The sequence below is a fragment of the Duganella sp. Root198D2 genome (genome assembly GCF_001428585.1).
Taxonomy (GTDB): Bacteria; Pseudomonadota; Gammaproteobacteria; order Burkholderiales; family Burkholderiaceae_D; genus Rugamonas.
Map to the genome: position 1 here is coordinate 22,981 of NZ_LMIC01000049.1, position 25,896 is coordinate 48,876.

23 protein-coding genes are annotated in these 25,896 nt (G+C 60.9%); 18 read left to right on the forward strand and 5 right to left on the reverse strand.

The genetic code is table 11. From position 1 onward, the window contains the following. Positions 1 to 17: 17 nt before the first annotated feature. The 4 genes from ASE26_RS25565 to ASE26_RS25580 all read left to right on the forward strand — a co-directional run bounded on the left by ASE26_RS25565 (position 18) and on the right by ASE26_RS25580 (position 4,732). Positions 18 to 995: a DNA-directed RNA polymerase subunit alpha gene (locus ASE26_RS25565; RefSeq protein WP_055937663.1), complete on the forward strand. Its 978-nt coding sequence runs from the start codon at positions 18 to 20 to the stop codon at positions 993 to 995. A gap of 188 nt (positions 996 to 1,183) precedes the next feature. Further along, positions 1,184 to 1,579 carry a 50S ribosomal protein L17 gene (gene rplQ, locus ASE26_RS25570; RefSeq protein ID WP_055937666.1) on the forward strand — a complete coding sequence of 132 codons (396 nt, stop codon included), beginning with the start codon at positions 1,184 to 1,186 and terminating at the stop codon, positions 1,577 to 1,579. Between the two features lie 129 nt (positions 1,580 to 1,708). Further along, the gene (dsbD, locus tag ASE26_RS25575; RefSeq protein WP_055937667.1) at positions 1,709 to 3,571 is read left to right on the forward strand and encodes a protein-disulfide reductase DsbD; all 1,863 of its coding nucleotides are present in this window, start codon (positions 1,709 to 1,711) and stop codon (positions 3,569 to 3,571) included. A gap of 93 nt (positions 3,572 to 3,664) precedes the next feature. Further along, positions 3,665 to 4,732, forward strand: coding sequence for a hypothetical protein (locus ASE26_RS25580; RefSeq protein ID WP_156410011.1), 1,068 nt, complete (start codon positions 3,665 to 3,667; stop codon positions 4,730 to 4,732). Positions 4,733 to 4,784: 52 nt separating this feature from the next. On the opposite strand, the gene ASE26_RS25585 is transcribed toward ASE26_RS25580, so the two are convergent. Next, positions 4,785 to 5,258 (reverse strand): Spy/CpxP family protein refolding chaperone, encoded by a 474-nt coding sequence (locus tag ASE26_RS25585; RefSeq protein WP_055937673.1) that lies wholly within the window; start codon positions 5,256 to 5,258, stop codon positions 4,785 to 4,787. 204 nt (positions 5,259 to 5,462) lie between these two features. Here ASE26_RS25585 and ASE26_RS25590 point away from each other — a divergent pair, with 204 nt between their 5' ends. From ASE26_RS25590 to ASE26_RS25620, 7 genes are all read left to right on the forward strand, one after another. Beyond that, a complete protein-coding gene (locus tag ASE26_RS25590) occupies positions 5,463 to 6,527 on the forward strand; it encodes a hypothetical protein (protein WP_057247173.1) in 1,065 nt (354 codons plus the stop codon). Positions 6,528 to 6,633: 106 nt separating this feature from the next. Beyond that, positions 6,634 to 7,356, forward strand: a complete 723-nt coding sequence (locus ASE26_RS25595) for a response regulator (RefSeq protein WP_055937679.1) — start codon at positions 6,634 to 6,636, stop codon at positions 7,354 to 7,356. Further along, positions 7,356 to 8,726 (forward strand): cell wall metabolism sensor histidine kinase WalK, encoded by a 1,371-nt coding sequence (locus ASE26_RS25600; protein WP_055937682.1) that lies wholly within the window; start codon positions 7,356 to 7,358, stop codon positions 8,724 to 8,726. Before ASE26_RS25595 ends, ASE26_RS25600 begins: the two co-directional genes overlap by 1 nt. Positions 8,727 to 8,737: 11 nt before the next feature. After that, the gene (locus ASE26_RS25605) at positions 8,738 to 9,925 is read left to right on the forward strand and encodes an efflux RND transporter periplasmic adaptor subunit (protein ID WP_055937685.1); all 1,188 of its coding nucleotides are present in this window, start codon (positions 8,738 to 8,740) and stop codon (positions 9,923 to 9,925) included. After that, the gene (locus ASE26_RS25610) at positions 9,922 to 13,059 is read left to right on the forward strand and encodes an efflux RND transporter permease subunit (RefSeq protein ID WP_057247174.1); all 3,138 of its coding nucleotides are present in this window, start codon (positions 9,922 to 9,924) and stop codon (positions 13,057 to 13,059) included. The genes ASE26_RS25605 and ASE26_RS25610 overlap by 4 nt, the downstream gene beginning before the upstream one ends. 94 nt (positions 13,060 to 13,153) lie before the next feature. Further along, positions 13,154 to 14,053 (forward strand): cell envelope integrity protein TolA, encoded by a 900-nt coding sequence (locus ASE26_RS25615; RefSeq protein ID WP_055937691.1) that lies wholly within the window; start codon positions 13,154 to 13,156, stop codon positions 14,051 to 14,053. 91 nt (positions 14,054 to 14,144) lie between these two features. Further along, positions 14,145 to 15,608, forward strand: a complete 1,464-nt coding sequence (locus ASE26_RS25620; protein WP_055937694.1) for a sodium:solute symporter family protein — start codon at positions 14,145 to 14,147, stop codon at positions 15,606 to 15,608. Between the two features lie 34 nt (positions 15,609 to 15,642). On the opposite strand, the gene hemB is transcribed toward ASE26_RS25620, so the two are convergent. Both hemB and yihA read right to left on the reverse strand, forming a co-directional pair. Next, positions 15,643 to 16,647: a porphobilinogen synthase gene (gene hemB / locus ASE26_RS25625; RefSeq protein WP_057247175.1), complete on the reverse strand. Its 1,005-nt coding sequence runs from the start codon at positions 16,645 to 16,647 to the stop codon at positions 15,643 to 15,645. Then, on the reverse strand, positions 16,644 to 17,345 hold the full coding sequence (yihA, locus tag ASE26_RS25630; protein ID WP_055937700.1) for a ribosome biogenesis GTP-binding protein YihA/YsxC: 702 nt from the start codon (positions 17,343 to 17,345) through the stop codon (positions 16,644 to 16,646). The genes hemB and yihA overlap by 4 nt, the downstream gene beginning before the upstream one ends. A 131-nt stretch (positions 17,346 to 17,476) precedes the next feature. On the opposite strand from yihA, the gene ASE26_RS25635 reads away from it, so the two are divergent. The 6 genes from ASE26_RS25635 (at position 17,477) to ASE26_RS25660 (ending at position 23,704) form a co-directional block, all read left to right on the forward strand. After that, entirely contained in the window at positions 17,477 to 18,142 is a 666-nt protein-coding gene (locus ASE26_RS25635) for a cytochrome c (RefSeq protein WP_055937703.1), read from the forward strand. 105 nt (positions 18,143 to 18,247) lie between these two features. Next, the gene (locus tag ASE26_RS25640; RefSeq protein ID WP_055937706.1) at positions 18,248 to 20,338 is read left to right on the forward strand and encodes a cytochrome c biogenesis protein ResB; all 2,091 of its coding nucleotides are present in this window, start codon (positions 18,248 to 18,250) and stop codon (positions 20,336 to 20,338) included. Between the two features lie 28 nt (positions 20,339 to 20,366). Next, positions 20,367 to 21,512, forward strand: coding sequence for a c-type cytochrome biogenesis protein CcsB (gene ccsB / locus ASE26_RS25645; protein ID WP_057247176.1), 1,146 nt, complete (start codon positions 20,367 to 20,369; stop codon positions 21,510 to 21,512). A 58-nt stretch (positions 21,513 to 21,570) separates the two neighbouring features. After that, positions 21,571 to 21,876 carry a hypothetical protein gene (locus tag ASE26_RS31300; protein ID WP_057247177.1) on the forward strand — a complete coding sequence of 102 codons (306 nt, stop codon included), beginning with the start codon at positions 21,571 to 21,573 and terminating at the stop codon, positions 21,874 to 21,876. Positions 21,877 to 22,151: 275 nt separating this feature from the next. Then, complete coding sequence (gene msrP, locus ASE26_RS25655; protein ID WP_057247178.1) at positions 22,152 to 23,066, forward strand: protein-methionine-sulfoxide reductase catalytic subunit MsrP; 915 nt, start codon at positions 22,152 to 22,154, stop codon at positions 23,064 to 23,066. Further along, positions 23,066 to 23,704 carry a sulfite oxidase heme-binding subunit YedZ gene (locus tag ASE26_RS25660; protein ID WP_055937718.1) on the forward strand — a complete coding sequence of 213 codons (639 nt, stop codon included), beginning with the start codon at positions 23,066 to 23,068 and terminating at the stop codon, positions 23,702 to 23,704. The genes msrP and ASE26_RS25660 overlap by 1 nt, the downstream gene beginning before the upstream one ends. Before the next feature lie 320 nt (positions 23,705 to 24,024). Here the strand turns inward: ASE26_RS25660 and lysA are convergent, their stop codons facing one another. Beyond that, the gene (lysA, locus tag ASE26_RS25665) at positions 24,025 to 25,293 is read right to left on the reverse strand and encodes a diaminopimelate decarboxylase (protein ID WP_057247179.1); all 1,269 of its coding nucleotides are present in this window, start codon (positions 25,291 to 25,293) and stop codon (positions 24,025 to 24,027) included. Between the two features lie 4 nt (positions 25,294 to 25,297). Beyond that, positions 25,298 to 25,441: a lipoprotein gene (locus ASE26_RS30330; protein ID WP_082507583.1), complete on the reverse strand. Its 144-nt coding sequence runs from the start codon at positions 25,439 to 25,441 to the stop codon at positions 25,298 to 25,300. A 72-nt stretch (positions 25,442 to 25,513) separates the two neighbouring features. On the opposite strand from ASE26_RS30330, the gene cyaY reads away from it, so the two are divergent. Further along, positions 25,514 to 25,846 (forward strand): iron donor protein CyaY, encoded by a 333-nt coding sequence (cyaY, locus tag ASE26_RS25670; protein ID WP_055937726.1) that lies wholly within the window; start codon positions 25,514 to 25,516, stop codon positions 25,844 to 25,846. Positions 25,847 to 25,896: the final 50 nt, after the last annotated feature.

The window sequence follows — 25,896 nt, forward strand, 5'->3', positions numbered from 1 at the left end:
ATGAAAAGGACATTTACATGCAAAATAGCTTGTTGAAACCACGTATTATCGATGTTGAAGCCCTGGGCCACGGTCACGCCAAAGTCGTGATGGAGCCGTTCGAGCGCGGCTACGGCCACACTCTGGGCAACGCGCTGCGCCGCGTGCTGCTGTCTTCGATGACCGGCTACGCGCCGACCGAAGTCACCATCGCCGGTGTCGTTCACGAGTACTCCTCGCTGGACGGCGTGCAGGAAGACGTGGTTGACCTGCTGCTGAACCTGAAGGGCGTCGTCTTCAAGGTGCACAACCGTGACTCCGTGACCCTGACCCTGAAGAAGGAAGGCGAAGGCCCGGTGCTAGCGTCGGACATCGACCTGCCACACGACGTGGAACTGATCAACCCGGACCATGTGATCGCCAACCTGACTGCCGGCGGCAAGCTGGACATGCAGATCAAGGTCGAAAAAGGCCGCGGCTACGTTCCTGGTAACGTGCGTCGCCTGTCGGAAGACGCCAACAAGACCATCGGCCGCATCATCCTGGACGCCTCGTTCTCGCCAGTGCGCCGTGTTTCCTACGCTGTCGAATCGGCTCGTGTGGAACAGCGTACCGACCTGGACAAGCTGATCATCAACATTGAAACCAATGGCGTGATCACCCCGGAAGAAGCGATCCGTCAATCGGCGCGCGTGCTGGTCGACCAGCTGAACGTGTTTGCTGCCCTGGAAGGCACCGAAACCACCGCTGAAGCGCCATCGCGTGCTCCAATGGTCGATCCGATCCTGCTGCGTCCAGTGGACGACCTGGAACTGACCGTGCGTTCGGCCAACTGCCTGAAAGCAGAAAACATCTACTACATCGGCGACCTGATCCAGCGTACCGAAAACGAGCTGCTGAAGACCCCGAACCTGGGCCGCAAGTCGCTCAACGAAATCAAGGAAGTGCTGGCATCGCGCGGCCTGACCTTGGGCATGAAACTCGAGAACTGGCCACCGGCTGGCCTGGAGAAGTAATTTCCAGATCGGGTGACAGTGCTGGACATCGCGCAGCGATGTTCTGCCCTGTCACCAACTGATTAGCAGTTTAGCAGTACCGCCCGCTGCGTTTTGCCGCTGGCGTCTTAACGTGATAACCGGACCGCGCCGCGGCTTGCCAAGGCGATCGAAGATCTCGGATTTAAACAACATCGAAAGGAAGTACCATGCGTCACCGTAACGGCCTCCGTAAACTGAACCGTACCTCGTCCCACCGTCTGGCAATGCTGCGCAACATGACTGTTTCGCTGCTGCGTCACGAAGCGATCAAGACCACCCTGCCAAAGGCAAAGGAACTGCGTCGCGTCGTGGAACCAATCCTGACCCTGGGCAAGACCGACACCCTGGCCAACAAGCGCCTGGCTTTCTCCCGTCTGCGCGATCGCGAGATGGTCCTGAAGCTGTTCGCTGAACTGGGCCCACGCTACGCAAACCGCAACGGCGGCTACCTGCGTATCCTGAAAATGGGTTTCCGTCATGGCGACAACGCTCCAATGGCTTTCATCGAGCTGCTGGACCGTCCAGAAACCACCTCCGCTGACGAGGCACCAACCGCTGAGTAATCTCAGTCAGGTTTATTGAAGAGCCGGGCATTGCCCGGCTTTTTTTATTTTCCACTGGTAGCAGCTTAAAGCGGCGTTAAGCCGCCCGGTGTAAGATTGGCGTGCCCGATCGATCCACCGCCCAAGACCATGCAACGACAAGCGTCCTTCTTCAAGACGTGGCTGTTCGCCACGCTCTCGCTCTTTGTATTCCTGTTTGCCGGCGCGGCGCGGGCCGACGAAGAATTCCTCGATCCGCAGGTCGCATTCAAGTTTTCCGCCAAGGTGGTGGAGGGCAAGGCCATCGCCGTGACCTACGAGATCGCCGACGGCTATTACATGTACCGCGAGCGCTTCAAGTTCGTTGCCGACGGCGCAACCCTGGGTGAAGCGCAAATCCCGCCGGGCAAGGTCAAATACGATGAGACGTTTGCCAAGAATGTGGAGACCTATCGCCACCAGGTGACGATCGTGATCCCGGTGCAGGCGCCGGGGCCGTTCACCCTGAAGGCCACGAGCCAGGGCTGTTCGGAGAAAGGCTTGTGCTATTCGCCGATGGAATCGTCGGCGCGCCTGATGGTGGTGGGCGGCAGCAGCGCATCCATTGGCAGCGGCGTGTTCGGCTTCGGCGCGAAGCAGGGCGCTGCGGCTGCCCAGCAGAGCGTGCCGGGCGCCCCGGCATCGGCTGGCGTCGATACGCCAGAGGCGGCCGTGGCGGCAGCAGTCCCCGTGGCGGTGGCCGCCTCCGGCGACAGCGAAATGGGCAAGATCGAATCGGCCTTGAAGGGTGGCAGCCTGCTGGTGATTGCGCCCCTGTTCATCCTGCTTGGCCTGGGCCTGTCCTTCACTCCCTGCGTACTGCCGATGGTGCCGATCCTGTCTTCGATCATTGTTGGCGATGGTTCTGCCGGCAACCGCTCGCGCGGCTTCGTGCTGTCGGTCAGCTATTCGCTGGGCATGGCAATCGTCTACACCGTGCTCGGCGTGGCAGCCGGCCTGGTTGGCCAGGGTTTGTCGGCTGCCCTGCAAAACCCTTGGGTCCTCGGCTTCTTCGGCCTGGGGATGGCCGCCATGGCGCTGTCCATGTTTGGCGTGTATGACCTGCAAGTCCCGGCATCCATGCAATCGCGCCTGGCCGGCGCATCGAACCGCCAGTCCAGCGGCAAACTGGCCGGCGTGTTTGCGATGGGCGCCATCTCCGCCCTGATCGTCGGCCCTTGCGTCGCCGCTCCGCTGGCCGGAGCGCTGGTGTACATCAGCCAGACCCGCGACGTCGTGATCGGCGGCAGTGCATTGTTCTCGATGGCGCTGGGCATGAGTATCCCGCTGCTGCTGGTCGGTATCTCGGCCGGCGCCCTGGTGCCGCGCGCCGGCATCTGGATGCAGGCTGTGAAGCGCTTCTTCGGCGTGCTGATGCTGGCGATGGCCTTGTGGCTGGTCGCACCGGTGTTGCCGGGTAAAGTGCAGATGATCGGCTGGGCCATCCTGGGCGTGGGCTATGCGTTCTTCCTGCTGACCCATGAGCGCGGCAAATGGCTGCCGAAAGTCATCGCAGCCTTCTTTGCGCTATTCGGCCTGATCCAGGTAGCAGGGCTGGCGACCGGCAGTGCCGATCCGCTGCACCCGATTGAAAGGCTGGCCGGCCGCGCCGACCGCCACCTGCAGTTCACCCGCATCAAAACCGTGGCAGACCTGGATGCGGTGCTGGAGCAGACCGGCGGCAAAACCGTGCTGCTGGACTTCTATGCCGACTGGTGCGTGTCGTGCAAGGAAATGGAGAAGCTGACCTTCGTCGACCCGGCGGTCCAGCAGAAATTGGCCAATACGATTTTGCTGCAGGTGGACGTGACGGAAAATAACGAAGCCGATAAGGCCATGCTGCAGCGCTTCACCTTGTTCGGCCCGCCCGGAATTATTTTCTTCGATGCGGCGGGCCAGGAAATCGCCGGTTCGCGTGTCATCGGATTCCAGAACGCAGAGAAATTCTTGCGATCACTGCAAAAGCTGAACTAGTCCAAGGGCGCGAAAGGCGCCCTTTATTTTGGATGGGAGGTTGTGATAATATCAATAGTTTTTGCTGAATAAACAAATGGTCGAAGGAAGTTTATGGATGTTCGTTGTCTTGGCGTGACGGTGTTGGCGGCGTTGCTGGTCGCCTGTGGCGGTGGCGGTGGTAGTGCCAATGGTAATGGCAGTGCAGGCGCGAGCGTGCAATTACCCACCGGCCCCAAGACATATGTCGCAGCCACGCCAAGCGTGGGCGACTATTACTCGTACAAACAGGTGTGGCAGGTTTCAGGCCAGGGCGATTGGACCGAATATGTAACGCGTTTGGTCGCCGCGGTTGCAACGGATGGAGGCGCGACCCTTAAATACGTGTCCGCAATCGGCGGGCAATCCGAACTGATGGAATACCGTTCGCAGACGAGCACTGAAGATTATGACAGCCTGGGACGGCTGCTGAGTATCAAGGATTTTTCTTGTGTCCAGACCGCCAATCCACCATATCACCTCGTGGCGCTCCGGACGATTTCGGCCGGGATGAACTGGCAGCATGCGGGCGCGTTCGATACCAATTGTGGCGCAGGGCCTGTGCAATCCACCCTGGAATTCAAAGATACGGTCGGCGCCCTGGAGCCGGTGTCCGTGCCTGCTGGTACGTTCAATGCGTTCAAAGTAACGCGAAGTTCCACCTCGATCAATGAGACCTGGACGTCGGTGCGTGAGCGCACCTGCTGGTGGGAGCCCGAGTTGGGCGTGGAGGTGAAATGCCTTACCAATATGGTGCGGACGAAAAAGGCGACCGGAGAAAAGACGAATTATGCCGACTCCTTCGAGTTGCAAAGTTTTTCCAATCGTAAGCTGGGGCGCAAGATGGAATCGGCCCTGCGTTTCACCGGGTCCTGGAGCGGCCTCCTGCTAGGCGACGCCTACGGCAAGTGTACGGCGATGTTCCACCCCGATGGGACGATCAAGGGCAGTTGCGCAGACAGAGGATTCGAATTCGATATTATCGGCAAGGTCAATCCGGACGGGACGCTGGCATTGAACCTGGTCAGCAACGGTGTCATAGGCCAGACGATCACAGCAAAGTTCGAAAGCCAGCAGCAGATCAGCGGCACCTGGAGCGTGCCGAATCAAGGCAGCGGTACTTGGTTGATCACCCAGGACTAGGTTTTGCCACAACAGGGCGCCGCGAGGCGCCCTTATTGCTTGCCGTCCCGGATCAGCGATGTTGGTGCATGGCGCCGTGGTGCCTGCCGTGGCCGAAATGGCCGGCCTTTTCATCAAACAGTTTTTGCTGTTCAGGCGTCAGGGCGGCATAGAAGGTTTTCGTCGCTGCCAGGTTGCTTTCCATGCGGCTCAAACGGGCCTTCGTCATTTCAATCCGTTTTTCCATGCGCTCCGGCGCCGGCATATTCTTGAACGAGGCGCGATCGAACTGGCCGCGCTGCGGCATATTCGATTTCAGTGCCGACAAATAAGCCTGCCACGCGGCTTCCTGGGCCGGCGTGATTTTCAGCGTATCGTGCATGCGCTTGGCATGCGCGTCCATACGCTCCTGCATCTTTACCGGATCGAACTTGGTCGCCGCATATTGATGCTGCGGAGCCTCTTCTGCCATGGCCGGCAAAGAAGCCGCGCCAAATCCAAACACAGCTGCGCTGATGACGAATGCTTTATGCAAGGTTTTCATCATTTATCCCTTCAGAAATGAATTTATGAAAATGTGCACTCGCACTGCACATGGACGCATCTTCTCGCTTTCCTGCTTTTTCCAAATGTCCTGGAGCAAGGGTTTTGTATCCAGTTGTTGCACAATTATTTTCTTTATGTAAAGATTATTTTTATAACAAAATTTCACTTGCAAAGGAAAAGTATGCGTTCTCGTTGGGTTGGCGTAATGACAGCGCTGGGAGTTCTGGCTGGGTGTGGGGGCGGCAATCAAGCGGGCGGCGTTCAGTCTCCGCAACTAGAAACAGGGCCGAAGACGTATCTGGCGGCGAAGCCGACGGTAAACGACTATTACGCCTACAAACTGGTCAGTCAGGACGGCGCCGCTGCGGAAACGTCGAGCTATATCACGGCGTCGGTCAGCAATGTGGCAGCTGACGGTGGAGTTTCCGTTACTCACCTGTACGATTCGCCGTTGTCGACGACGACATGGCCAGCTGGTCCAAAATTCAGTTCAAGCACCTCGACTGACGAATATGACGTCCTTGGGCGCTGGCTTGGCGGAAAAAATAGTTCGACCTGCACAAGCACTCCAAATCTGCCTCATCACGCTGTAGCACCGTTGACAATCTCGGTCGGCATGAACTGGCAATATTCGATCGTTGTGAGCAATAACTGTTCGCCGCAAGCTCCGACTCAGGCCGCCGTTGAAATCAAGGACAGCGCGGTTGCACAAGAGACTGTAACGGTGGCGGCCGGAACCTTCAACACCATCAAGGTGATTCGGAACTCAAGCGAAAAAAGTAGTACCTCCACCATCGTTACTGAGCGCAATTGCTGGTGGGAGCCCGAGCTCGGGGTCGAGGTGAAATGTGTTTCAAATTCGACCAAGACTATCACGGCAACCGGCGCAGCAAGCTCGCAGAAGGAGACGTGGGAAATGCTTGGCTATGCCAATCAGAAACTGTCGCGCAAGGTGGACACGGCGGTTCGGTTTGCCGGTAATTGGAAGGGGAGCTACTTTGGCGGGGTGCCTGCTCCCGGCGGCTATCCGCTGGAATGCCGTCTCACAGTGGACGTCAATGGGAGTGCGCGAGGTTACTGCTTAGGGATGGCGACTTCTTTCAGCTTTACCGGCACCTTGGGTGCTGACGGGACGCTGACTTTCGTTGGGGACCCGGATTACCCCGGCATGTTATTTACAGGGAAGCTCGACAGCCTGCAGAAGATGAGCGGTGTCTGGAGCATTCCGCCGAACCTGAACGACGGCACTTGGAACCTGACCCAGGAATAAGGACTGGCCGGGGGAGTTTGTAACGCATTGTGTAGACCGGATCGGTATACACATGGCGATACAAACTCATTCCCCTGCCTGAGCGTATCAAGGGATAATTGTAGGCATGGAAAATGCCGCCACTATCCTCATCGTCGACGACGACCGTGATATCCGCACCCTGTTGCAGGACTATCTGGAAACCAATGGTTACCGCACCCACGGCGCCAGCGATGGCGCGGCCATGTGGAAGCTGCTCGATAACAGCAAGCCCGACCTGATCGTGCTGGACCTGAACCTGCCCGGCGAAGACGGCCTGACACTGTGCCGCAAGCTGCGCGCCCACTCGACCCTGCCGGTCATCATGCTGACTGCGCGCAGCGAGCCGCTGGACCGCATCCTCGGCCTGGAAATGGGCGCCGACGATTACCTGCCAAAACCGTTCGAGCCGCGCGAGTTGCTGGCGCGCATCCGCAGCGTGCTGCGCCGTAGTACCAGTACCGCCGCCAGCGGCGTCGACAAAGCCAGCCGCATCCGTTTCTCGAACTGGGTGCTGGACCTGACCGCGCGCCACCTGGTCAACCCGCAGGGCACGGTCATCATGCTATCCGGCGCCGAATTCCGCCTGCTCAAGGTTTTCCTCGAGCACCCGAACCGCGTGCTGAACCGCGACCAGTTGCTGAACCTGACGCAAGGCCGCGATGCCGATCCGTTCGACCGTTCGATCGACATCCAGATCAGCCGCCTGCGCCAGAAGCTGGGCGAAGATGCCCGCCTGCCGCAAATCATCAAGACGGTACGGAATGGCGGCTACGTCCTGGCAGGTACGGTGGCCGTGGAGCCCGACTGATGAAAGCGTTCTTCAGGGGCATGACGGGCCGGGTCTTCCTGGTCCTGATGCTGGGCATCCTTGCCTCTGCCGCGCTGACCCAATACCTCGCAGTCAACGAACGCCAGCGCACCTTGCAGCGCTACCGCGATTTCTTTGCCCTCGAACGTGCCGAGCAGATCATTTCGACCGCGGTGGTGGTGTTGCCGGAGTCGCGCAACCAGTACCTGCGCGTGGCGAGCATGGGCGCCATCAAGCTCGAAGTGCTGAACGACCTGAACGGCATCAACCCGGAAATGAGCGAGTTCGGCGCCACCCTGGCCAACCGCCTCGGCAAGGAATATGCCCTGCAATCGCTGCTTGAGCGCCCGGACGCCTGCGAACGCCCAACGCCTGCCTACACGGCCTTTTCCGTGTTCGGCGCCGGTACCGGCACCTGGCGCGGCACCTGCGAATCGCTGGCGGTCACCATGCCCGACGGCCAGCACCTGAAATTGTCCATCCTGCCGCCGCGCCAGCCGGCGCCGACAGGCAAAAATGAATATGCCGCTTTTGTTCCATTCCTGCTCAGCATTGCCGTGCTGGCTTACCTGGTGGCCCGCATGACGATGGGGCCGCTGAATAAACTGGCCGACGCCGCCAAGAACCTGGGCAACGACATCAACTACGCGCCGATCACGCTGGGCGGCGCAACCGAAATCCGCACCGCATCGGCTGCCTTCAACGCGATGCAAGCGCGCATCCGCCAGCACATCGCCCAGCGCACCGAAATGCTGGCCGCCATCACGCACGACTTGCAGACGCCGCTGACCCGCATGCGTTTGCGCCTGGAAAAGGTGCAAGACCCTGAATTGCAGGGCAAGCTGCTGGAAGACCTGTCGGCCATGCAGCAAATGGTCAAGGAGGGCCTGGACCTGGCGCGCAGCATGGACACCACCGAAGCCATGCAGCGCGTCGACCTCGACGCCCTGCTCGACAGCGTATGCGCCGACGCCGCCGACGCCGGCCAGGAAGTGGACTTGAAAGGCCGCGCCGCCATGGACCTGATGGGCCGCCCGCTCGACGTCCGCCGCTGCCTGGTGAACCTGATCGACAATGCCGTCAAGTACGGCCAGCGTGCCCATGTGACGGTCGAGCGCGAAGCCGGCGCTTCGCGCGTGCGCATCCGCGACGAAGGACCTGGCATCCCGGCCAGCCAGCTGGCACAGGTGTTCGAACCGTTCTATCGCCTTGAAACCTCGCGCAACCGTTCCTCCGGCGGCACCGGCCTCGGCCTGACGATTGCGCGCAATATCGCTGAACAGCACGGTGCCAGCCTGAGCCTGGCCAATCACGCGAGCGGCGGCCTGGAAGCCACCCTCGTGTTCCCGGAATTTTATGCAGGAAAGTAGTTAGACCTCACATGAAGAAGAAAACTTTGGCAGTAGTGGTGGGCCTGGCCATGGCCATCGGCGGCGGCGCCTGGCTTGCGAACAAGGGCCCGGCCGAGCAGGGCGCAGAGCACGCGCAAGGCAATGGCGGTGCTGGCGGTAAAGGCAAGGGCGAGCAAGGCCCGACCACGGTCAATGTGGTGGCGCCGCAGCGCCAGGATGTGCCGGTGGCACTGTCGGCCAACGGCACCGTGAGCCCGATCTCGACTGTCGACCTGCACCCGCAAACCACCAGCACCATCGTCAAGGTGCATGTGAAGGAAGGCCAGTTCGTCAAGCAGGGCGAGCTGATGTTCTCGCTCGATGCCCGCAGCGAAGCGGCCAATGTCGAGAAGGCGGATGCGCAGGTGGCGAAAGACCGCGCCTCCCTGGCCGATTTGGAGCGCCAGTACCAGCGCGCGCAAGAGCTGCGCACCCAGAACTTCCTGGCCCAGAGCGCTGTCGATACCCTGAAGAGCCAGGTAGACTCGAGCCGGGCCGCACTGGAAGCCGATATCGCCGTGGCCCGCGCCAGCAAGGTCGACCAGAGCTTCACGCAAATCCGCGCGCCGCTGAACGGCCGCGTCGGCGCCATCAACGTCTACCCGGGCAGCCTGGTTCAGCTCAGCACCTCGCTCACCACGGTGACCCAGCTCAACCCGATCAACGTCGCCTTCACCGTGCCGGAGTCCAGCCTGGCGGCCCTGCTCGATGCGCAGCGCGCCGGCAAGGTGGCGGTGCAAGCCTTCCAGAACAATTCGGACAAGCCGGTCAAAGGCCAGCTCAGCTTTGTCGACAATACGGTCGATCCGGTGGCCGGCGTGATCCGCGTCAAGGCAGTGTTCGATAATGCCGACAGCCGCCTGTGGCCGGGCCAGTACGTCAACACCAGGCTGACGGTCGCCACGCTGAAAGACGCCCTGGTGGTTCCGCAGAACGCTATTATTACCAATACCAAAGGCACTTTCGTGTACACCGTTGCGCCTGACCAGACGGCCAAGGTAGTCAACGTCCAACGCATCCATGGCTTCGGCACGCTGGCCGCAGTCACCGGCCTGAACGGCGATGAACAGATCATCGTCGAAGGCAAGCAGAACCTGCGCCCGGGCGGCAAAGTCCGCATCGCCGAACCTGCAGTGGCACAGAACGGCAAGGGCCACAAGAAAGGCAAGTCCGAATGAACCTTTCCGAGCTGAGTATCCGGCGCCCCATCATGGTGGTGCTGCTCTCGCTGAGCCTGATCCTGGCGGGTGTGCTGGCTTACTCCCATATTCCCGTCGCTGCACTGCCGAGCTATAACACCCCCGTCATCAACGTCAGCGCGGACTTGCCGGGCGCCTCGCCGGAAACCATGGCGTCGTCGGTCGCGCTGCCGCTGGAAAAACAATTCTCGACCATCGGCGGCCTGTCGATGATCACCTCCACCAGCACGCTCGGCAATACTTCGCTGACGCTGGAATTCGATGCGTCGATCAACGTCAATGAAGCCGCGGTCGACGTGCAGGCGGCGCTGCTGCGCGCCCAGCGTTCGCTGCCGCAGGAAATGACGGACTTGCCGTCCTACCGCAAGGTCAACCCGGCCGATGCGCCGGTGCTGTTCGCCACCATGACTTCGCCATCGCTGAGCCTGTCGGAGCTGAACGATTACGCGGAAAACCTGGTGGCGCCCAACCTGTCCACCCTGCCCGGCGTGGCCCAGGTGTCGGTCAACGGCCAGAAGCGCTTTGCCGTGCGCGTACGCGCCAAGCCGGACCTGATGAACTCGCGCAACCTGACGCTCGACGAACTGCAGGCCGCCATCAAGGCCGCCAACGCCAACACCCCGCTTGGCACCATCGATGGACCGAGCCAGACGCTGACCATCCAGGGCAACGCGCAGCTGATGCATGCCGCCGATTTCGCCGACCTGATCATCGCTACCCGCAATGGCCAGCCGGTGCGCCTGAAGGAAGTGGCGACGGTGGAAGACAGCTACCAGTCGATCAAGGCGGCCGGCAGCTATAACGGCGAGCGCGCCATTGTGCTGCTGGTGCAACGCCAGCCCGATGCCAACACCGTGCAGGTGGTCGATGCGGTGCGCAAGCTGCTGCCGCGCTTCCGCGCCCAGCTGCCGGAATCGGTCTCGATCAACCTGGTCAACGACCGTTCGGTGTCGATCCGCGAAGCGATCCACGACGTGAACCTGACCTTGGCGCTGACCGTGGTGCTGGTGGTGCTGGTGATCTTCCTGTTCCTGCGCCGCCTGGCTGCCACCTTCATCCCGGCCGTCACGATGCCGATTTCGCTGCTCGGCGCCCTGGCGCTGCTGTATGCGCTGGGCTACAGCCTGGACAACGTATCCCTGCTCGGCATCACGCTGGCGGTGGGCCTGGTGGTCGACGATGCGATCGTGGTGCTGGAAAATATCGTGCGCCATATCGAACTGGGCAAGAAACCCTTGCAGGCAGCCCTGGTCGGCTCGAAAGAGATGGGCTTCACCATCGTCTCGATTTCGGTTTCGCTGGTGGCCGTGTTCATCCCGATCTTCTTCATGCCGGGAGTGATGGGCCTGATGTTCCACGAGTTCGCCGTGGTGGTCGGCCTGTCGGTGCTGGTGTCGGCGATCGTGTCGCTGACCCTGGTGCCGATGCTGGCCTCGCGCTTCATGCCGGCCGACTCGCATGAGACCTCGGGCGACGATACCTTTATCGGTCGCCACTTCGAGCGCGCCTTCCATGCCACGCGCGACGCCTATGCGCGCACGCTGGAGCTGGCGCTGCACCACCGCTTCGTGGTGCTGGGCATCGCGCTTGGCACCTTTGCGTTGACGGCCTGGCTGTACATCGCCATCCCGAAAGGCTTCTTCCCGGAGGAAGACCTGGGCCAGATCCGCGTCAATACCGAAGCGTCGGAAGACATCTCGACTTCGGCCATGCTGGAACTGCAGGAGAAGGTGGCAGCCACGATCCAGGCCAACCCGAACATCAAGGATGTCACCTCGTTCACCGGCGGCGGCAATACCGGCCGCATGTTCCTGGTGCTGAAGCCGCGCGCGGAGCGCAAGAAGATGACGGAGGTGCTGGACAGCCTGCGCAGGGAAACCAGGAAGATCGCCGGCATCCAGGTCTACCTGAGCCCGGTGCAGAACCTGCAGCTCGGCGGCCGTCCATCGAAAAGCCGCTACCAGTACACCTTGCAGTCGGTCAGCCCGGATGCCCTGAACGACTGGGCCGCCAAGTTCCTGGACCTGATGCGCGCCGATACCGACTTCCGCGACGTCACCAGCGATTCGCAGAACAAGGGCTTGCAGGCGCAACTGAAGATCGACCGCGACAAGGCCAATATGCTGGGCGTCAAGCTGGCCGATGTGCGCACTGCGCTCTACCTGGCTTTCGGCGAGCGCCAAGTGTCGACCATCTACTCCTCGGCCGCCAGCTATTTCGTGATCCTCGAAGCGGCGACCGAAGACCGCCAGTTCGACGACTCATTGACCAAGCTGTCGGTGCGTAACAGCAGCGGCCAGCTGGTGCAGCTGTCGAGCTTTGCCAGCGTCGAGCGCACTGTGGGCCCGACGTCGGTCAACCACCAGGGCCAGCTGCAGGCGATCACGATCTCCTTCAACCTGGCGCCCGATATCCCGCTCGGCAATGCCACCGCCAGGATCGAAAAGATGGGCATGCAGATGGGCCTGCCGGCCTCGATCATCACCAGCTACGGCGGCGATGCTGCCGTGTTCAAGGATTCGCAAGGCAGCCAGCTGATCCTGATCGTGGCGGCGCTGGGCGTGATCTACGTACTGCTCGGTGTGCTGTACGAAAGCTATATCCACCCGCTGACCATCCTGGCCGGGCTGCCGTCCGCGGCGGTGGGCGCGCTGCTGACGCTGTGGATTTTCAAGATGGACCTGACCATGATCGCCATCATCGGCATCCTGATGCTGATCGGTATCGTGAAAAAGAACGCGATCATGATGATCGACTTCGCCCTGGTGGCGCAGCGGGAAGAGGGCAAGGCGCCGCTGGATGCGATCCGCGAGGCCTGCATCCTGCGCTTCCGCCCGATCATGATGACCACGCTGGCGGCCCTGATGGGCGCCTTGCCGATTGCGCTGGGCCTGGGCGCCGGCGCCGAACTGCGCCAGCCGCTGGGCCTGGCTGTCATCGGCGGCCTGCTCTTCTCGCAGGTGATTACCCTTTACATCACGCCGGTGATCTACCTGTTCCTCGACAAGTACTCCGGCAACGGCCCGATGAAGGATGGCGAGCTGGATGCCGGATCCGCGGCGGAAGCCGCGCAGCCGGTCGAGCTGAGGGCCGTCAAAGCGGCCAAACACTGATAATATGCGGGGCGGCGCTTACAACCTGTAACATTCGTCAAGGGCGAAAGTCGGTAAGCTTCCACCCCAGTATCTTCAGTAAAAAGCCAATATCTTGCACCAGTACACCCACTCCCACGCCGAGCTTGCGGCCCACGACGGGCACCATTGCCCGACCTGCGGCCAGCCATGGCCGCAGGATCAGGTGCTTGAGTATGGCGCGAGCAAGCCCAACCGCTGGGGCATGGCCTTCACCATCGGCCTGCATTTGCTGGTGGTGCTGATCTATTTCATCAAGCCCAAGGACAAGATCGACCTGACCCCGCCGGCCAAGGCCGGCGAAATGGTGTATATCACCCCGGGCAAGCCGGCGCCGCAGCCCAAGCCCAAAGCGCAGCCGAAAGCCAAGCCGTCCAAGGAAACGCCGCGCTCGTCGCGTGCCTACCTGCCGCCGAACAAGAACGCGATCACCGAGATCATCAAGCCGCAGGAAAAGATTGTGCCGCCCGAGCAGGCCAAGCTGACCCCGGTGCCCGACAACGTGCCGGATATGGCGGCGCTGATCGAGCAGCGCCGCCGTGCGCGCAACGGCGAGACGCAGCAGCCGGCCCAGGAAGAAGATGCGGGCGCCACCGGCAAGGCGCGCGCCCTGGCCAATATCATGGGCGCCCAGGGCCGCAACGCGAATGGCGAACGCAACGATACCGGCGGCGTGTTCCAGATCGTCAACCAGACCTTCAATGGCGCGGATATCAAGTTCCGCGGCTTCAGCACCAACTTCAAGCGCACCTGGCAGCAGCAGATCCACGTCGACCAGGGCGCGGAAAAAGATATCGAAACGGCAATCGTCAAGAAGATGGTCGAGATGATCCGCAAGGAGAAGCCCGGCGACTTCATCTGGGAGTCGCATCGCCTTGGCCGCAACGTCCCAATGAGCGCGCGCAAGGAAGACGAGAAAGAGCTGCAAGCCTTCCTGCTGCTTGAGTTCTGGCCGAATTATGGCAAAGTGCGATAAGGCAACAACGTTGTAAAAATTCTTGAAACCGGCAGGGTTCTTGCCGCTATAATCGCCGAATTTGCCGATTGGAGCCGGAGTCTTCGCCGCGATGAACATCACCCTGATTTCCTTTGTTGTGCTGTACCTGCTGGGCACACTTGGCCTTGGCGTATGGGCTGGCACCCGCATCAAGAATACGACCGACTTTGCGGTGGCCGGCCGCAGCCTGCCCCTGATCATGGTGGTAACGACAACTTTCGCGACCTGGTTTGGCGCGGAAACCGTGATGGGCATTCCTGCCAAGTTCGTGCAGGGTGGCCTGAACGCCATCGTGGAAGACCCGTTTGGCGCCGGTACCTGCCTGATCCTGGTCGGCATGTTCTTCGCAGCACGCCTGTACAAGCTCAACCTGCTGACCATCGGCGACTTTTACCGCCAGCGCTTCGGCAAGGGCATCGAGGTGTTCTGCTCGGTGGCCATCATCGTTTCCTACCTGGGCTGGGTGGCGGCGCAGATCACTGCACTGGGCCTGGTGTTCTCGGTGCTGACCAATGGCGCCATGTCGGAAACCATGGGCATGATCGTCGGCACCCTGGCGGTGCTGATCTATGTGGTGATCGGCGGCTTCCTGGCGGTGGCCTGGACTGACTTCATCCAGATGATCGTGCTGGTGGTCGGCTTGACCGTGATCGCTTTCTTCTCGGCTGACCTGGCAGGCGGAGCGGGCAAGGTGGTCGATATGGTGGCCAGCAAGGACCTGGGCAACTTCCTGCCGCCGGCGCAGTTCACCGACATCGCCTTCTTCGTCGGCTCGGCCGTGACTATGATGCTGGGCTCGATTCCGCAGCAGGACGTGTTCCAGCGCGTGATGTCGGCCAAGAATGCGCCGACCGCGCGCACCGGCGCCATCATCGGCGGCGCCAGCTACATCCTGTTCGCCGCGGTGCCGATGTTCATCGTTTCCTGCGCAATCATCGTGCTGGGCGAGCATGGCCTGGAAATGGCCAAGAACGACTACCAGCGCCTGCTGCCGACCTTCGTGCTGACCAAGATGCCGCTGGTGATGCAGATCCTGTTCTTTGGCGCGCTGCTGTCGGCGATCAAGTCGACTTCGTCGGCGACGCTGCTGGCGCCATCGACCAGCTTCGTGGAGAATATCCTGAAAAACCTGCGTCCCGGGATGAACGACAAACAGCAGCTGTTCGCCATGCGTGCCACCATCGTGGTGTTCGCAGCGTCGGTGCTGCTGTACGCGATCAAGATGAATGGCACCTCGATCTATGAGCTGGTTTCCTCGGCTTACCAGATCACCTTGGTCGGTGCGTTTGTGCCGCTGGTCATGGGCCTGTACTGGAAGCGCGCCACGACCCAGGGCGCGATCTTCTCGCTGGGCGCTGGCATCGCTACTTGGATTGTCTTCTTCCCGCAGATCTCCTCGCTCGGCGCAACGTTCCCGGGACAGCTGGCAGGCTTGCTGGCGGGCTTCATCGGCATGATCGCTGGTTCGCTGATGCCACAGGTACTGCAGAATCGCCATGACGGTGTGCACCACGTCAAAGGCTTGAATCCATAAACAAAAACGCCGCGGATTCCGCGGCGTTTTTTTCTTACGCCAGGCCTTTCAGCTTGCGCGCGATATCGAGCGCGAAGTAGGTGAGGACGCCGTCGGCGCCGGCGCGCTTGAAGGCCATCATCGATTCCATCATCACCTTGTCGTGATCGAGCCAGCCGTTCAGCGCGGCGGCCTTCAGCATGGCGTATTCGCCTGAAACCTGGTAGGCATAGGTCGGCACCTTGAATTCATCCTTCACGCGGCGCACGATATCCAGGTAAGGCATGCCTGGCTTGACCATCACCATGTCGGCGCCTTCGGCGATGTCCAGCGCCACTTCGCGCAGGGCTTCGTCGGTGTTGGCCGGGTCCATCTGGTAGGTGAACTTGTCGGCCTTGCCCAGCGCTGCCGCCGAACCGACCGCATCGCGGAACGGGCCGTAGAAGGCGGACGCGTATTTGGCCGAATAAGCCATGATGCGGGTGTGGATCAGTTCCTTCTCTTCCAGCGCCTTGCGCATCACGCCGATGCGGCCATCCATCATGTCGGACGGGCCGACGATGTCGACGCCGGCTTCGGCCTGGGTCAGCGCCTGGCGCACCAGCATCTCTGTGGTCTCGTCGTTCAGGATCGAACCTTTTTCATCGACCGTGCCGTCCTGGCCGTGGCTGGTGTACGGGTCCAGTGCCACGTCGGTCATGATGCCCAGCTCAGGGAAGTTTTTTTTCAGCTCGCGCACCGCGCGCGGGATCAGGCCTTCCGGATTGGTGGCTTCCACGCCGTCGTTGGTCTTCAGCGACGGATCGATGTTCGGGAACAGCGACAGCACAGGAATGCCCAGCTTCACGCATTCCTCGGCCACCTTCAGCAGGTTGTCGATCGAGATGCGGTCCACGCCCGGCATGGTGCCCACCGCTTCGCGGCGGTTGGCGCCTTCCACCACGAAGACCGGGTAGATCAGGTCTTCGACGGTGACGGTGTTCTCGCGCATCAGGGCGCGCGAGAACGGGTCGCGGCGCATGCGGCGCATGCGGATGGCTGGAAAATCAGGAGTGATCATTCTTCACTTTCATCAGGAGGGGGCGCCTGGTCGCCATCGGCGAGGCCGGCCAGCTCTTCGATCTTGGCGGTCGCTTCCTCGATGCCGATGCGCTTCAGCGCGGAAAACAGTTGCACGGTGAAGGGGAAACCTTCGCCGTCTTCATCGACGTAGCTGTCGAGCTTGGCTTGCGCCTGGCGCAGCACATTGATGGATTCATTGCGGTTGAGCTTGTCGGCCTTGGTCAGGATGCAGTGGATCGGCTTGCCGGTCGGGGCAAACCATTCGATCATCTGCTGGTCCAGGTCGGTGAACGGGCGGCGCGCGTCCATCATCAGCACCAGGGCGGCTAGCTGCTCGCGCCGCTGGACATAGTCGCCCAGCAGGCGCTGCCAATGGTTCTTGGCGTCGCCCGACACTTCCGCATAGCCGTAGCCCGGCAAGTCCGCCACCAGGCATTGCAGCTCATCCATGTTAAGCGGATCGTGGCGGTGCATCGCGACGTGGGCGCCGCCGATCGAGAAGAAATTGATGTGCTGGGTGCGGCCAGGAGTTTTGGAGGCGAAAGCCAAGCCTTTCTGGTTGCACAGGATATTGATCGCGGTTGATTTGCCAGCATTGGAGCGGCCCGCAAAGGCGATCTCTGGCACCGTCGTGCGCGGCAGGTCGCGCAGATGGTTAACGGTAGTGAAAAAACGGGCTTGCCAGAGTTTGGACATGGGGAAAGCAACAAAAAGAGGGCAAAAGTGCAGGAAAGCTATTGTACAATAAGGGGTTACGAATTGTTGCCATGCTATATTGCGCCAATTCTTATACTACTCATTATTTACTTCTGTCCCAAGGTGTCTGAATGAATCGTGCGTTTTCGCCATTTGTAAAATCCTTGTTCGTTGCAATGCTGGCCGTTTCCGGCGTGGCCTCCGCTAATGAAGCGCATGCCCCGGCAGCAGCCAAGGTTGATCCAGCCAAAGGCGCCACCCTGTATGCGGAAGGCGACAACGCACGCGGCATCCCGGCCTGCGTATCCTGCCACGGCGCCAAGGGCGCATCGACCATCACCGTCAACCCGAAACTGGGTGGCCAGGGCGAAGCCTACGTTTACAAACAGCTGGTGGCCTTCAGCGGCGATGCCCGTCCAGGCACCGTGATGACCGCGTTTGCCAAGGCACTGACCGAAGAAGAGAAGAAGAACATCGCAGCCTACCTGGCCACCGAGCCCGGCAAGGCCGGCGCCGCCAAGAACAAGGACACCGTCGAACTGGGCAAGAAGATCTACCGCGGCGGCATCGCTGAAAACCGCGTGCCGGCCTGTGCTTCCTGCCACGGCCCAGCCGGCGGCGGCATGCCAGCCATGTACCCGCGCGTCGGCGGCCAGCACCAGGACTACAGCGCTGCCACCCTGAAAGCCTTCAAGGCCGGCACCCGCAAGTCCAGCGCTGAAATGCAAACCATCGCTTACCGCATGTCCGACAAGGAAATCGAAGCGGTTGCCGACTACATGGCCGGCTTGAAGTAATTGCAATGCGCCGCCCGATGCAGGGCGGTTCTGGACATGAAAAGGGCGGCCGCGCAAGCAGGCTGCCCTTTTTTGTTATTCTCCTGACTTTTTCCCTGAGCAGCAATGAGCGATACCCCAAGCACCTCCGGAATCCAGCTGCGCAACCGGCGCGGCGCACTGGCCGAGACGGTCGAGTTGCTGTCTTCGATGCGGTTCGCGATCGCACTGTTCGTGGTGATCATCTTCGCCGCCATCATCGGCACCATCGTGCAGCAAAGCCAGCCGATGCCGAACTACATCAACCAGTTTGGGCCGTTCTGGTTCGAAGTGTTCAATAAACTGGGACTGTACGCGATTTACTCGTCGTGGTGGTTTGTTTCCATGTGCGGCTTGCTGGTCGTGTCGACTTCGCTGTGCATCGTGCACAATACGCCGAAGATGCTGAAGGATATGCGTAGCTGGCGCGAGAAGGTACGCGAGGCTTCGCTGAACAATTTCCACCATAAGGCGCACTGGCAGTCGCCGCTGTCGCGCGAACAGCTGGCGGGCCAGACTGCCCAGCGCCTGGGCCATGCCGGCTACGGCACCAAGGTCATTGAAAAAGACGGCGCCATCCTGGTCTCGGCCAAACGCGGTGCCGGCAACAAGTTCGGCTATATCTTTGCCCACAGCGCCATCGTCATCATCCTGGTTGGCGGCATGCTCGACTCCGACCTGCCGATCCGCTTCCAGCAATGGGTGCTGGGCAAGACCGCCTTTGGCGGTACCGGCCTGATTGCCGACATCCCGGCCCAGCATCGCCTTGGCGTGCACAACCCGACTTACCGCGGCAATATTGCACTGCCGGAAGGCACGGCCGGCAATACCGCCATCCTGTCGCGCCCGGACGGCGTACTGATCCAGGAACTGCCATTCACCATCCAGCTCAAGAAATTCGATATCGACTTCTACAGTACCGGCATGCCGAAGCTGTTCGCCAGCCACGTGACGGTGCGTTCCAACGAGAGCGGCAAGACCGTCGACGCGGTGGTCGAGGTCAACAAGCCGCTGATCTTTGAAGGCGTGGCGATTTACCAGTCTTCCTTCGAAGATGGCGGCAGCAAGCTGAAGCTGCTCGGCCACCCGATGAAGGGCACCGCCACCACCACTTTCGGCCTGGATGGCGAAGTCAACGGCACCACCAAGCTGAGCGACGAATACACGGTGGAGTGGAGCGACTTCCGGCCCTTCAACGTGGAAAACATCAGCGGCCAGGATGCGCGTGCGGTCACCAAGGGCGAAAGCCTGAATGAATCGTTCTCGCGCAGCCTGGACAAGCAGCTGGGCTCGGCCGCCAAGACCGCCAACAACAAGGACTTGAAGAACGTCGGCCCCTCGGTGCAATACAAGCTGCGCGACAAGACCGGACAGGCGCGCGAATACCAGAACTATATGCAGCCGGTGACCATCGAAGGCGATACCGTCTTCCTGGCCGGCGTGCGCGCCAATCCGTCCGATCCGTTCAGCTACCTGCGCATTCCGGCCGACGACGAACATAGCGTGCGGGAGTGGATGCGCCTGCGCGCCGCCCTGCAAGACCCACTGCTGCGCCAGAAAGCTGCCGCAGGCTACGCGGCACGCGCCATGCCTCAATCGAAGGCTGGCGATGCCTTGCGCGGCCAACTGGAAGCCTCGGCCCTGAAGGGGCTGGAGATCTTCGCCGGCGACACCAACGGCGCCGGCTTCTTCGCCATTAGCCGCTTCCTGGAAAAGGTGCCGCAGGCCGAGCAGACCAAGGCTGCCGAAATCTTCCTGAAGATCCTGAATGGCTCGATGTGGGAACTGTGGCAAGCGGCCCGCGCCCAGGATGGCAAGCCGGCTGCCACGATGGATGAAGCCCACGGCCGTTTCCTGCAGCTGGCCACCAATGCGTTGTCGGACAGCTTCTTCTACGGCGCCCCGGTCTACCTGCAGCTCGACGAATTCACCCAGGTCAAGGCATCGGTATTCCAGGTTACCCGCTCGCCGGGCAAAACCATCGTGTACCTCGGCTGCCTGCTGCTGGTGCTGGGCGTGTTCGCGATGTTCTATATCCGCGAGCGCCGGGTCTGGGTGTGGATCAAGGATGGCGAAGGCGGTGCCGCGGCCCTCATGGCCATGAGCACCCAGCGCAAGACGCTGGACTTTGAACAGGAATTTAAGGAACTCAAGGAAAAACTTCCGCAAACGGCGTAAGCTGTTGCCAAGTTTTGGAGAATCGCAAATGGAAGCAATACAAACCTATACCCAGCAACCCGGCTATTTCAAGCGCCTCAACGCGTTCGACTGGCTGTTTGCACTGGTCCTGTGCGCAGGGGCGCTGTACGCCTTTAACCGCTTCAGCGCCTATATGGACGTCTACGAGAAGGGCATCCTGCTGGCGTCGGCACCGGTGTTTGCCGCGCTGGGCTGGTATTGGAAGCCTGTGCGCTGGCTGATGCCGCTGTCGTTTGCGCTGGCGTTATGGGCAGTCAGCCTGTACGGCGGCGACCTGGCGGCAGCGGACAAGCGCTTCTTCCTCAAATACATGCTGTCGAGCCAGTCGGCCATCCTGTGGATGAGCACCATGTTCGTCCTGTCCACCCTGTTCTACTGGGGCGGGCTGGTGGCGCGTTCCGACTTCGGCGGGGCGATTGGCTCCAGGCTGTGCTGGGCCGGTATCGTGCTGGGGGTGACCGGCATGCTGGTACGCTGGTACGAGTCTTACCTGATCGGTACCGACGTCGGCCATATCCCGATTTCCAACCTGTACGAAGTATTCATCCTGTTCTCGCTGATCACCGCGATGTTCTACCTGTACTACGAAGAGCATTATAAGACCCGCACCCTGGGGCCCTTCGTGCTGCTGGTAATTTCGGCCGCAGTCGGCTTCCTGTTGTGGTACACCGTGGCGCGTGGCGCGTCGGAGATCCAGCCGCTGGTACCTGCCCTGCAAAGCTGGTGGATGAAGATCCACGTGCCGGCCAACTTCATTGGCTACGGCACTTTTGCGCTGGCTGCAATGGTGGCCTCGGCTTACCTGCTCAAATCGCACGGTCTGCTGGAGGACCGCCTGCCTTCGCTCGAAGTGCTGGACGACGTGATGTACAAGGCGATCTCGATCGGCTTCGCCTTCTTCACCATCGCCACCATCCTCGGCGCCCTGTGGGCGGCGGAAGCCTGGGGCGGCTACTGGTCCTGGGACCCGAAGGAAACCTGGGCCCTGATCGTCTGGCTAAACTATGCGGCTTGGCTGCACATGCGCCTGATGTCGGGCCTGCGCGGCCGCCCGGCGGCGTGGTGGGCCCTGGTCGGCCTGCTGGTCACCACCTTCGCCTTCCTCGGCGTGAACATGTTCCTCTCCGGCCTGCATTCCTACGGAAAGTTGTAAACTGGAGACTGTCGTGAAGCGCGCAGTTGCGACTGCACTCGCTGCCAAAAAATAGGACTTGAATGGGGACGAGGATAATTACAACGATAATGTTTTTATCAATTGTCCATTCGACGAAGAATTTAAGCCGCTCCAGAATGCGATGGTGTTTGCCATCTTCGATTGTGGATTTGTGCCGCGCTGTGCGCTAGAAGAGAACGACGGGGCAGACATCCGGCTGGACAAAATTAAGAGGTTAATCCAGTCCTCCAGGTATGGCGTGCACGATATTTCGCGGACCGAATTGGATGCTGCCAACAGTCTTCCGCGTTTCAACATGCCCCTCGAACTGGGTTTGTTCTTAGGTGCGCGGCAGTATGGATGAGCGTGTGCTGATCCGACATGTTCGAGATTGGCTGAATGACGCTTCTCGTAGGAAGACAATACCCGGAGGGACGGCTATTGCGCAAAGATACCGCCAATTCTTCGGGGACTTGCCTTCCATGTGCGACGAAGCGCAGTTGACGCCAGAAGAACTGACGTTTAATGACTATTGCGTTTTCGTGTCGGAGTGGCTAGAGGCGCGTGGCTAGCTTTAATATCGGCTTCAGCAAACTGGTGTAAGGTTTAGCTATTACCTTGCACCAGTTGGAGCCGACCATGCTGATTCTCCCTTCCGAAATCACGCCGCGCGAAGTTTTCGAGTCGCGCCGCAAGTTCATCAAGCTGGCTGCTGCCGGCGCCATCCTCGGGCCCGAACTGGTGCAAGCGGCCACTCTTCCGTCCAAGCTGAATCCTGCTTATACCGTGATGGAAAAGCAGACCTCGCGCAAGGACGCCACCAGCTATAACAACTTCTATGAATTCGGCACCGACAAGTCCGACCCGGCGGAGAATGCGCACACGCTGCGCACGCGTCCCTGGACCGTGCAGATCGAAGGCGAAGTCAAAAAGCCGATGACGCTGGACATCGACAGCCTGCTCAAGCTGGCGCCGCTGGAAGAACGCATCTATCGCCTGCGCTGCGTTGAAGGCTGGTCGATGGTGATCCCGTGGATCGGCTATTCGTTCTCCGAATTGATCAAGAAGGTCGAGCCGACCAACAATGCCAAGTTCGTCGAGTTCATCACGCTGGCCGACCATAACCAGATGCCGGGCGTGCGCAGCCGCGTGCTGGACTGGCCTTATGTGGAAGGCTTGCGTATCGACGAAGCCAATCACCCGCTGGCGCTACTCACGCTGGGCATGTATGGCGACGTGCTGCCGAACCAGAATGGCGCGCCGGTGCGCATGGTAGTGCCGTGGAAGTACGGCTTCAAATCCGCCAAGTCGATCGTGAAGATCCGCTTCGTGCGCGACATGCCGCGTACCTCATGGAATAAGTCGGCGTCCAGTGAATACGGCTTCTATTCGAACGTGAATCCGGACGTCGACCACCCGCGCTGGTCGCAGGCCAGCGAGCGCCGCATCGGCGAAGACGGCTTCTTTACCAAGAAGCGCAAGACGCTGATGTTCAACGGCTATCCGGAAGTGGCCTCGCTGTACACCGGCATGGATTTGAAGAAGTTCTACTGATGGCCTTTACCCCGACACCGCGCCAGCTGACGGCGATCAAATCCACCGCCTTCATGCTGGCGCTGGTGCCGTTCTTCGCGCTGGTCTACCTGGTCGCGACCGACCAGCTGGTCGAGCCGCTGCAATACATCACGCGCAACACCGGCTCGTGGACCTTGTACTTCCTGTGCATTACGCTGGCGGTCACGCCGCTGCGCCGTTTGTCGGGCTGGAACTGGCTGCTCAAGCTGCGCCGCATGATGGGCTTGTACGCCTTCTTCTATGCGCTGCTGCACTTCACCACGTTCCTGTGGTTCGATCACTTCTTCGACGTGCAGGAGATGCTGAAGGATGTCGCCAAGCGGCCTTTTATCACCGTCGGCTTTACTGCGTTTGTGCTGCTGGTGCCGCTGGCCGTGACCAGCACCAACGGCATGGTACGCCGCCTCGGCGGCAAACGCTGGCAATTGCTGCATAAGCTGGTGTACGTGATTGCGCCGCTTGGCATCCTGCACTTCTGGTGGATGCGGGCAGGAAAGCACGACTTCAACAAGCCGATCCTGTTTGGGCTGATCGTATTGGTTCTGCTGGGGATGCGCGCCTGGTGGGCACGCAGTAAGACGGCCGCCGCTTCTGCCGCTGTCGCACCGCGCCGCTGAGGTTTGAAATTCGGTGCCACAATTCGGTGCCAGGTCTGTCATTTGGACAGGTAGCGCTCACGCTTGATAAATCTCAAGACGCAAAATCCGGCATTTTTACGTATTGAGATTTATCAAACAATCAGCTTGCGTGTCCAAATGACAGACCTGGCACCGAATCTTGGCACCGAATCTTTGGCACCAGCATCGCTGCCGCTTTCGATGCCGCCGAATTGAAGAACCTGCACTTCTACCAGGAGCAGCCTAAACCTGCCCAACTCCGTCAGGCTGTGCAGTAAAGCCGGCGCGGGCGGCCCTGGAGGGCAGGCCGCCCGAAGGGATTACTTGAGGGTGGATTCCAGCGCGAACAGGTCGGCTGGATTTTCGCGTTGGCGTACGACGTGGACCTGGTCGCCGTCGACGATCAGCTCCACGGCGCGGCCGCGGGTGTTGTAGTTGGAGGCCATGGTCATGCCGTAGGCGCCGGCGGTCTTCATCACCAGCAGGTCGCCGGCGTCGACGCTCAGCTCGCGGTCGCGGGCCAGCCAGTCGCCGGATTCGCAGATCGGGCCGACCACGTCGAACATGGCAGCAGCGGCATCCTTGCGCAGCACCGGCTGCATATCCATCCAGGCCTGGTACATTGCCGGACGCGCCATATCGTTCATGGCGGCGTCGACGATGCAGAAGTTCTTCTCTTCGCCGTGCTTGATGAATTCCACGCGGGTCAGCAGCACGCCGGCATTGCCGACGATGGAGCGGCCAGGTTCGAAAATCACTTTGATCGGTGCGCCGCCGTGCTGTTCCGTGCGCCAGGCGTCGATGCGCTTGAACAGGCGCGCCAGGTAGTCGCCGACCGGCACCGGTGCGCCGTCGCCGTAGTCGATGCCGAGGCCGCCGCCGATGTCCAGGTGGTGCAGGTGGATCCCTTCGGCGCCCAGCGCATCGATCAGTTCAATCAGCTTGTCCAGCGCTTCCAGCAGCGGCGCGTCGTCCAGCAGCTGCGAGCCGATATGGCAGTCGATGCCCGACACGTCCAGGTGCGCCAGCTTGGCGGCGGTGCGGTAGGTTTCCAGCGCTTCGTCAAAGGCTACGCCGAACTTGCTGGCTTTCAGGCCGGTGGCGATGTAGGGGTGGGTCTTGGCGTCCACGTTCGGGTTGACGCGCAGCGAGATGCGCGCCTTCTTGCCCATGCTGCCTGCCACTTCGTTCAGGCGGTGCAGTTCGGGGATCGATTCGACGTTGAAGCACAGGATGTCGTGTTCGAGTGCCAGGCGCATTTCTTCCACGCTCTTGCCGACGCCGGAGAAGATCACTTTCTTCGGGTCGCCGCCGGCGGCAATCACGCGCAGCAGTTCGCCGCCCGACACGATGTCGAAACCGGCGCCGCGGCGGGCCAGCAGGTCGAGGATGGCGAGGTTGGAATTGGCCTTCATCGCATAGCACACCAGCGCGTCGCGGCCGGCGCAGGCATTGGCGTAGGCGTCGAAGTTCGCTATGAGCTGGGATTTGGAATAGACGTAGGCCGGGGTGCCGTATTGTTCTGCGATAGTGTCGAGCGCAACGCCTTCGGCGTGCAGCACGCCGTTCTGGTATTCGAAGTGGGACATAAGCTTACTGTTGGGATGCTGGTGGTGTGGAGGGAACCGGAGCCGCCGGTGGCGCCACGCCCGGTTTCGCCTCGGTGGCGGGCTTGGCGGGACGCTTTGGCATATAGAGGGGGCCGGTTTGGCCGCATCCGGCCAACAGGGCTGCCATTGTAAGGACAGCAAGTGCGATTGGGGACTTCACGATTAGAATAGGGGCTTGATAGGAATCTTGGAGTGTAGCATGACCGAATCGGAATTTTTGGACCTGGCCGAGGCGACCCTGGATGCGATCGAGGCATCGCTGGACCGCCTGTGCGCGCAGGATATGGTGGACGTGGAGTGCAGCCGCAGCGGCAATGTGCTGGAGATCGAGTTCGTCGAAAACGGATCGAAGGTGATCATCAACTCGCAGGCCCCGATGCAGGAGCTGTGGGTGGCGGCGCGTTCGGGCGGCTTCCACTATCGCCAGGTGGCGGGCAAATGGACGGATACGCGGCGCGGGACGGAATTGTATGCGGCGCTGTCGGAGATTGTGACGGAGCAGGGTGGGGCGCCGGTGGTGGTGGCGCCGTAGACGGCAAACCCGTGTCAGACCCGCAGGGCGTGACACTCGGCCAGCCCCGT

Bases quoted from the DNA above. Each gene is read 5' to 3' on its own strand.
- ASE26_RS25610 (WP_057247174.1), top strand. From the start codon at position 9,922: ATGAACCTTTCCGAGCTGAGTATCCGGCGCCCCATCATGGTGGTGCTG.
- rplQ (WP_055937666.1), top strand. From the start codon at position 1,184: ATGCGTCACCGTAACGGCCTCCGTAAACTGAACCGTACCTCGTCCCAC.
- yihA (WP_055937700.1), bottom strand. From the start codon at position 17,345: ATGTCCAAACTCTGGCAAGCCCGTTTTTTCACTACCGTTAACCATCTG.
- ASE26_RS25585 (WP_055937673.1), bottom strand. From the start codon at position 5,258: ATGATGAAAACCTTGCATAAAGCATTCGTCATCAGCGCAGCTGTGTTT.
- ASE26_RS25600 (WP_055937682.1), top strand. From the start codon at position 7,356: ATGAAAGCGTTCTTCAGGGGCATGACGGGCCGGGTCTTCCTGGTCCTG.
- ASE26_RS25605 (WP_055937685.1), top strand. From the start codon at position 8,738: ATGAAGAAGAAAACTTTGGCAGTAGTGGTGGGCCTGGCCATGGCCATC.
- ASE26_RS25620 (WP_055937694.1), top strand. From the start codon at position 14,145: ATGAACATCACCCTGATTTCCTTTGTTGTGCTGTACCTGCTGGGCACA.
- ccsB (WP_057247176.1), top strand. From the start codon at position 20,367: ATGGAAGCAATACAAACCTATACCCAGCAACCCGGCTATTTCAAGCGC.
- hemB (WP_057247175.1), bottom strand. From the start codon at position 16,647: ATGATCACTCCTGATTTTCCAGCCATCCGCATGCGCCGCATGCGCCGC.
- msrP (WP_057247178.1), top strand. From the start codon at position 22,152: ATGCTGATTCTCCCTTCCGAAATCACGCCGCGCGAAGTTTTCGAGTCG.
- ASE26_RS30330 (WP_082507583.1), bottom strand. From the start codon at position 25,441: ATGGCAGCCCTGTTGGCCGGATGCGGCCAAACCGGCCCCCTCTATATG.
- ASE26_RS25580 (WP_156410011.1), top strand. From the start codon at position 3,665: ATGGATGTTCGTTGTCTTGGCGTGACGGTGTTGGCGGCGTTGCTGGTC.
- ASE26_RS25635 (WP_055937703.1), top strand. From the start codon at position 17,477: ATGAATCGTGCGTTTTCGCCATTTGTAAAATCCTTGTTCGTTGCAATG.
- cyaY (WP_055937726.1), top strand. From the start codon at position 25,514: ATGACCGAATCGGAATTTTTGGACCTGGCCGAGGCGACCCTGGATGCG.
- dsbD (WP_055937667.1), top strand. From the start codon at position 1,709: ATGCAACGACAAGCGTCCTTCTTCAAGACGTGGCTGTTCGCCACGCTC.
- ASE26_RS25595 (WP_055937679.1), top strand. From the start codon at position 6,634: ATGGAAAATGCCGCCACTATCCTCATCGTCGACGACGACCGTGATATC.
- ASE26_RS25660 (WP_055937718.1), top strand. From the start codon at position 23,066: ATGGCCTTTACCCCGACACCGCGCCAGCTGACGGCGATCAAATCCACC.
- ASE26_RS25590 (WP_057247173.1), top strand. From the start codon at position 5,463: ATGACAGCGCTGGGAGTTCTGGCTGGGTGTGGGGGCGGCAATCAAGCG.
- ASE26_RS25565 (WP_055937663.1), top strand. From the start codon at position 18: ATGCAAAATAGCTTGTTGAAACCACGTATTATCGATGTTGAAGCCCTG.
- ASE26_RS25640 (WP_055937706.1), top strand. From the start codon at position 18,248: ATGAGCGATACCCCAAGCACCTCCGGAATCCAGCTGCGCAACCGGCGC.
- lysA (WP_057247179.1), bottom strand. From the start codon at position 25,293: ATGTCCCACTTCGAATACCAGAACGGCGTGCTGCACGCCGAAGGCGTT.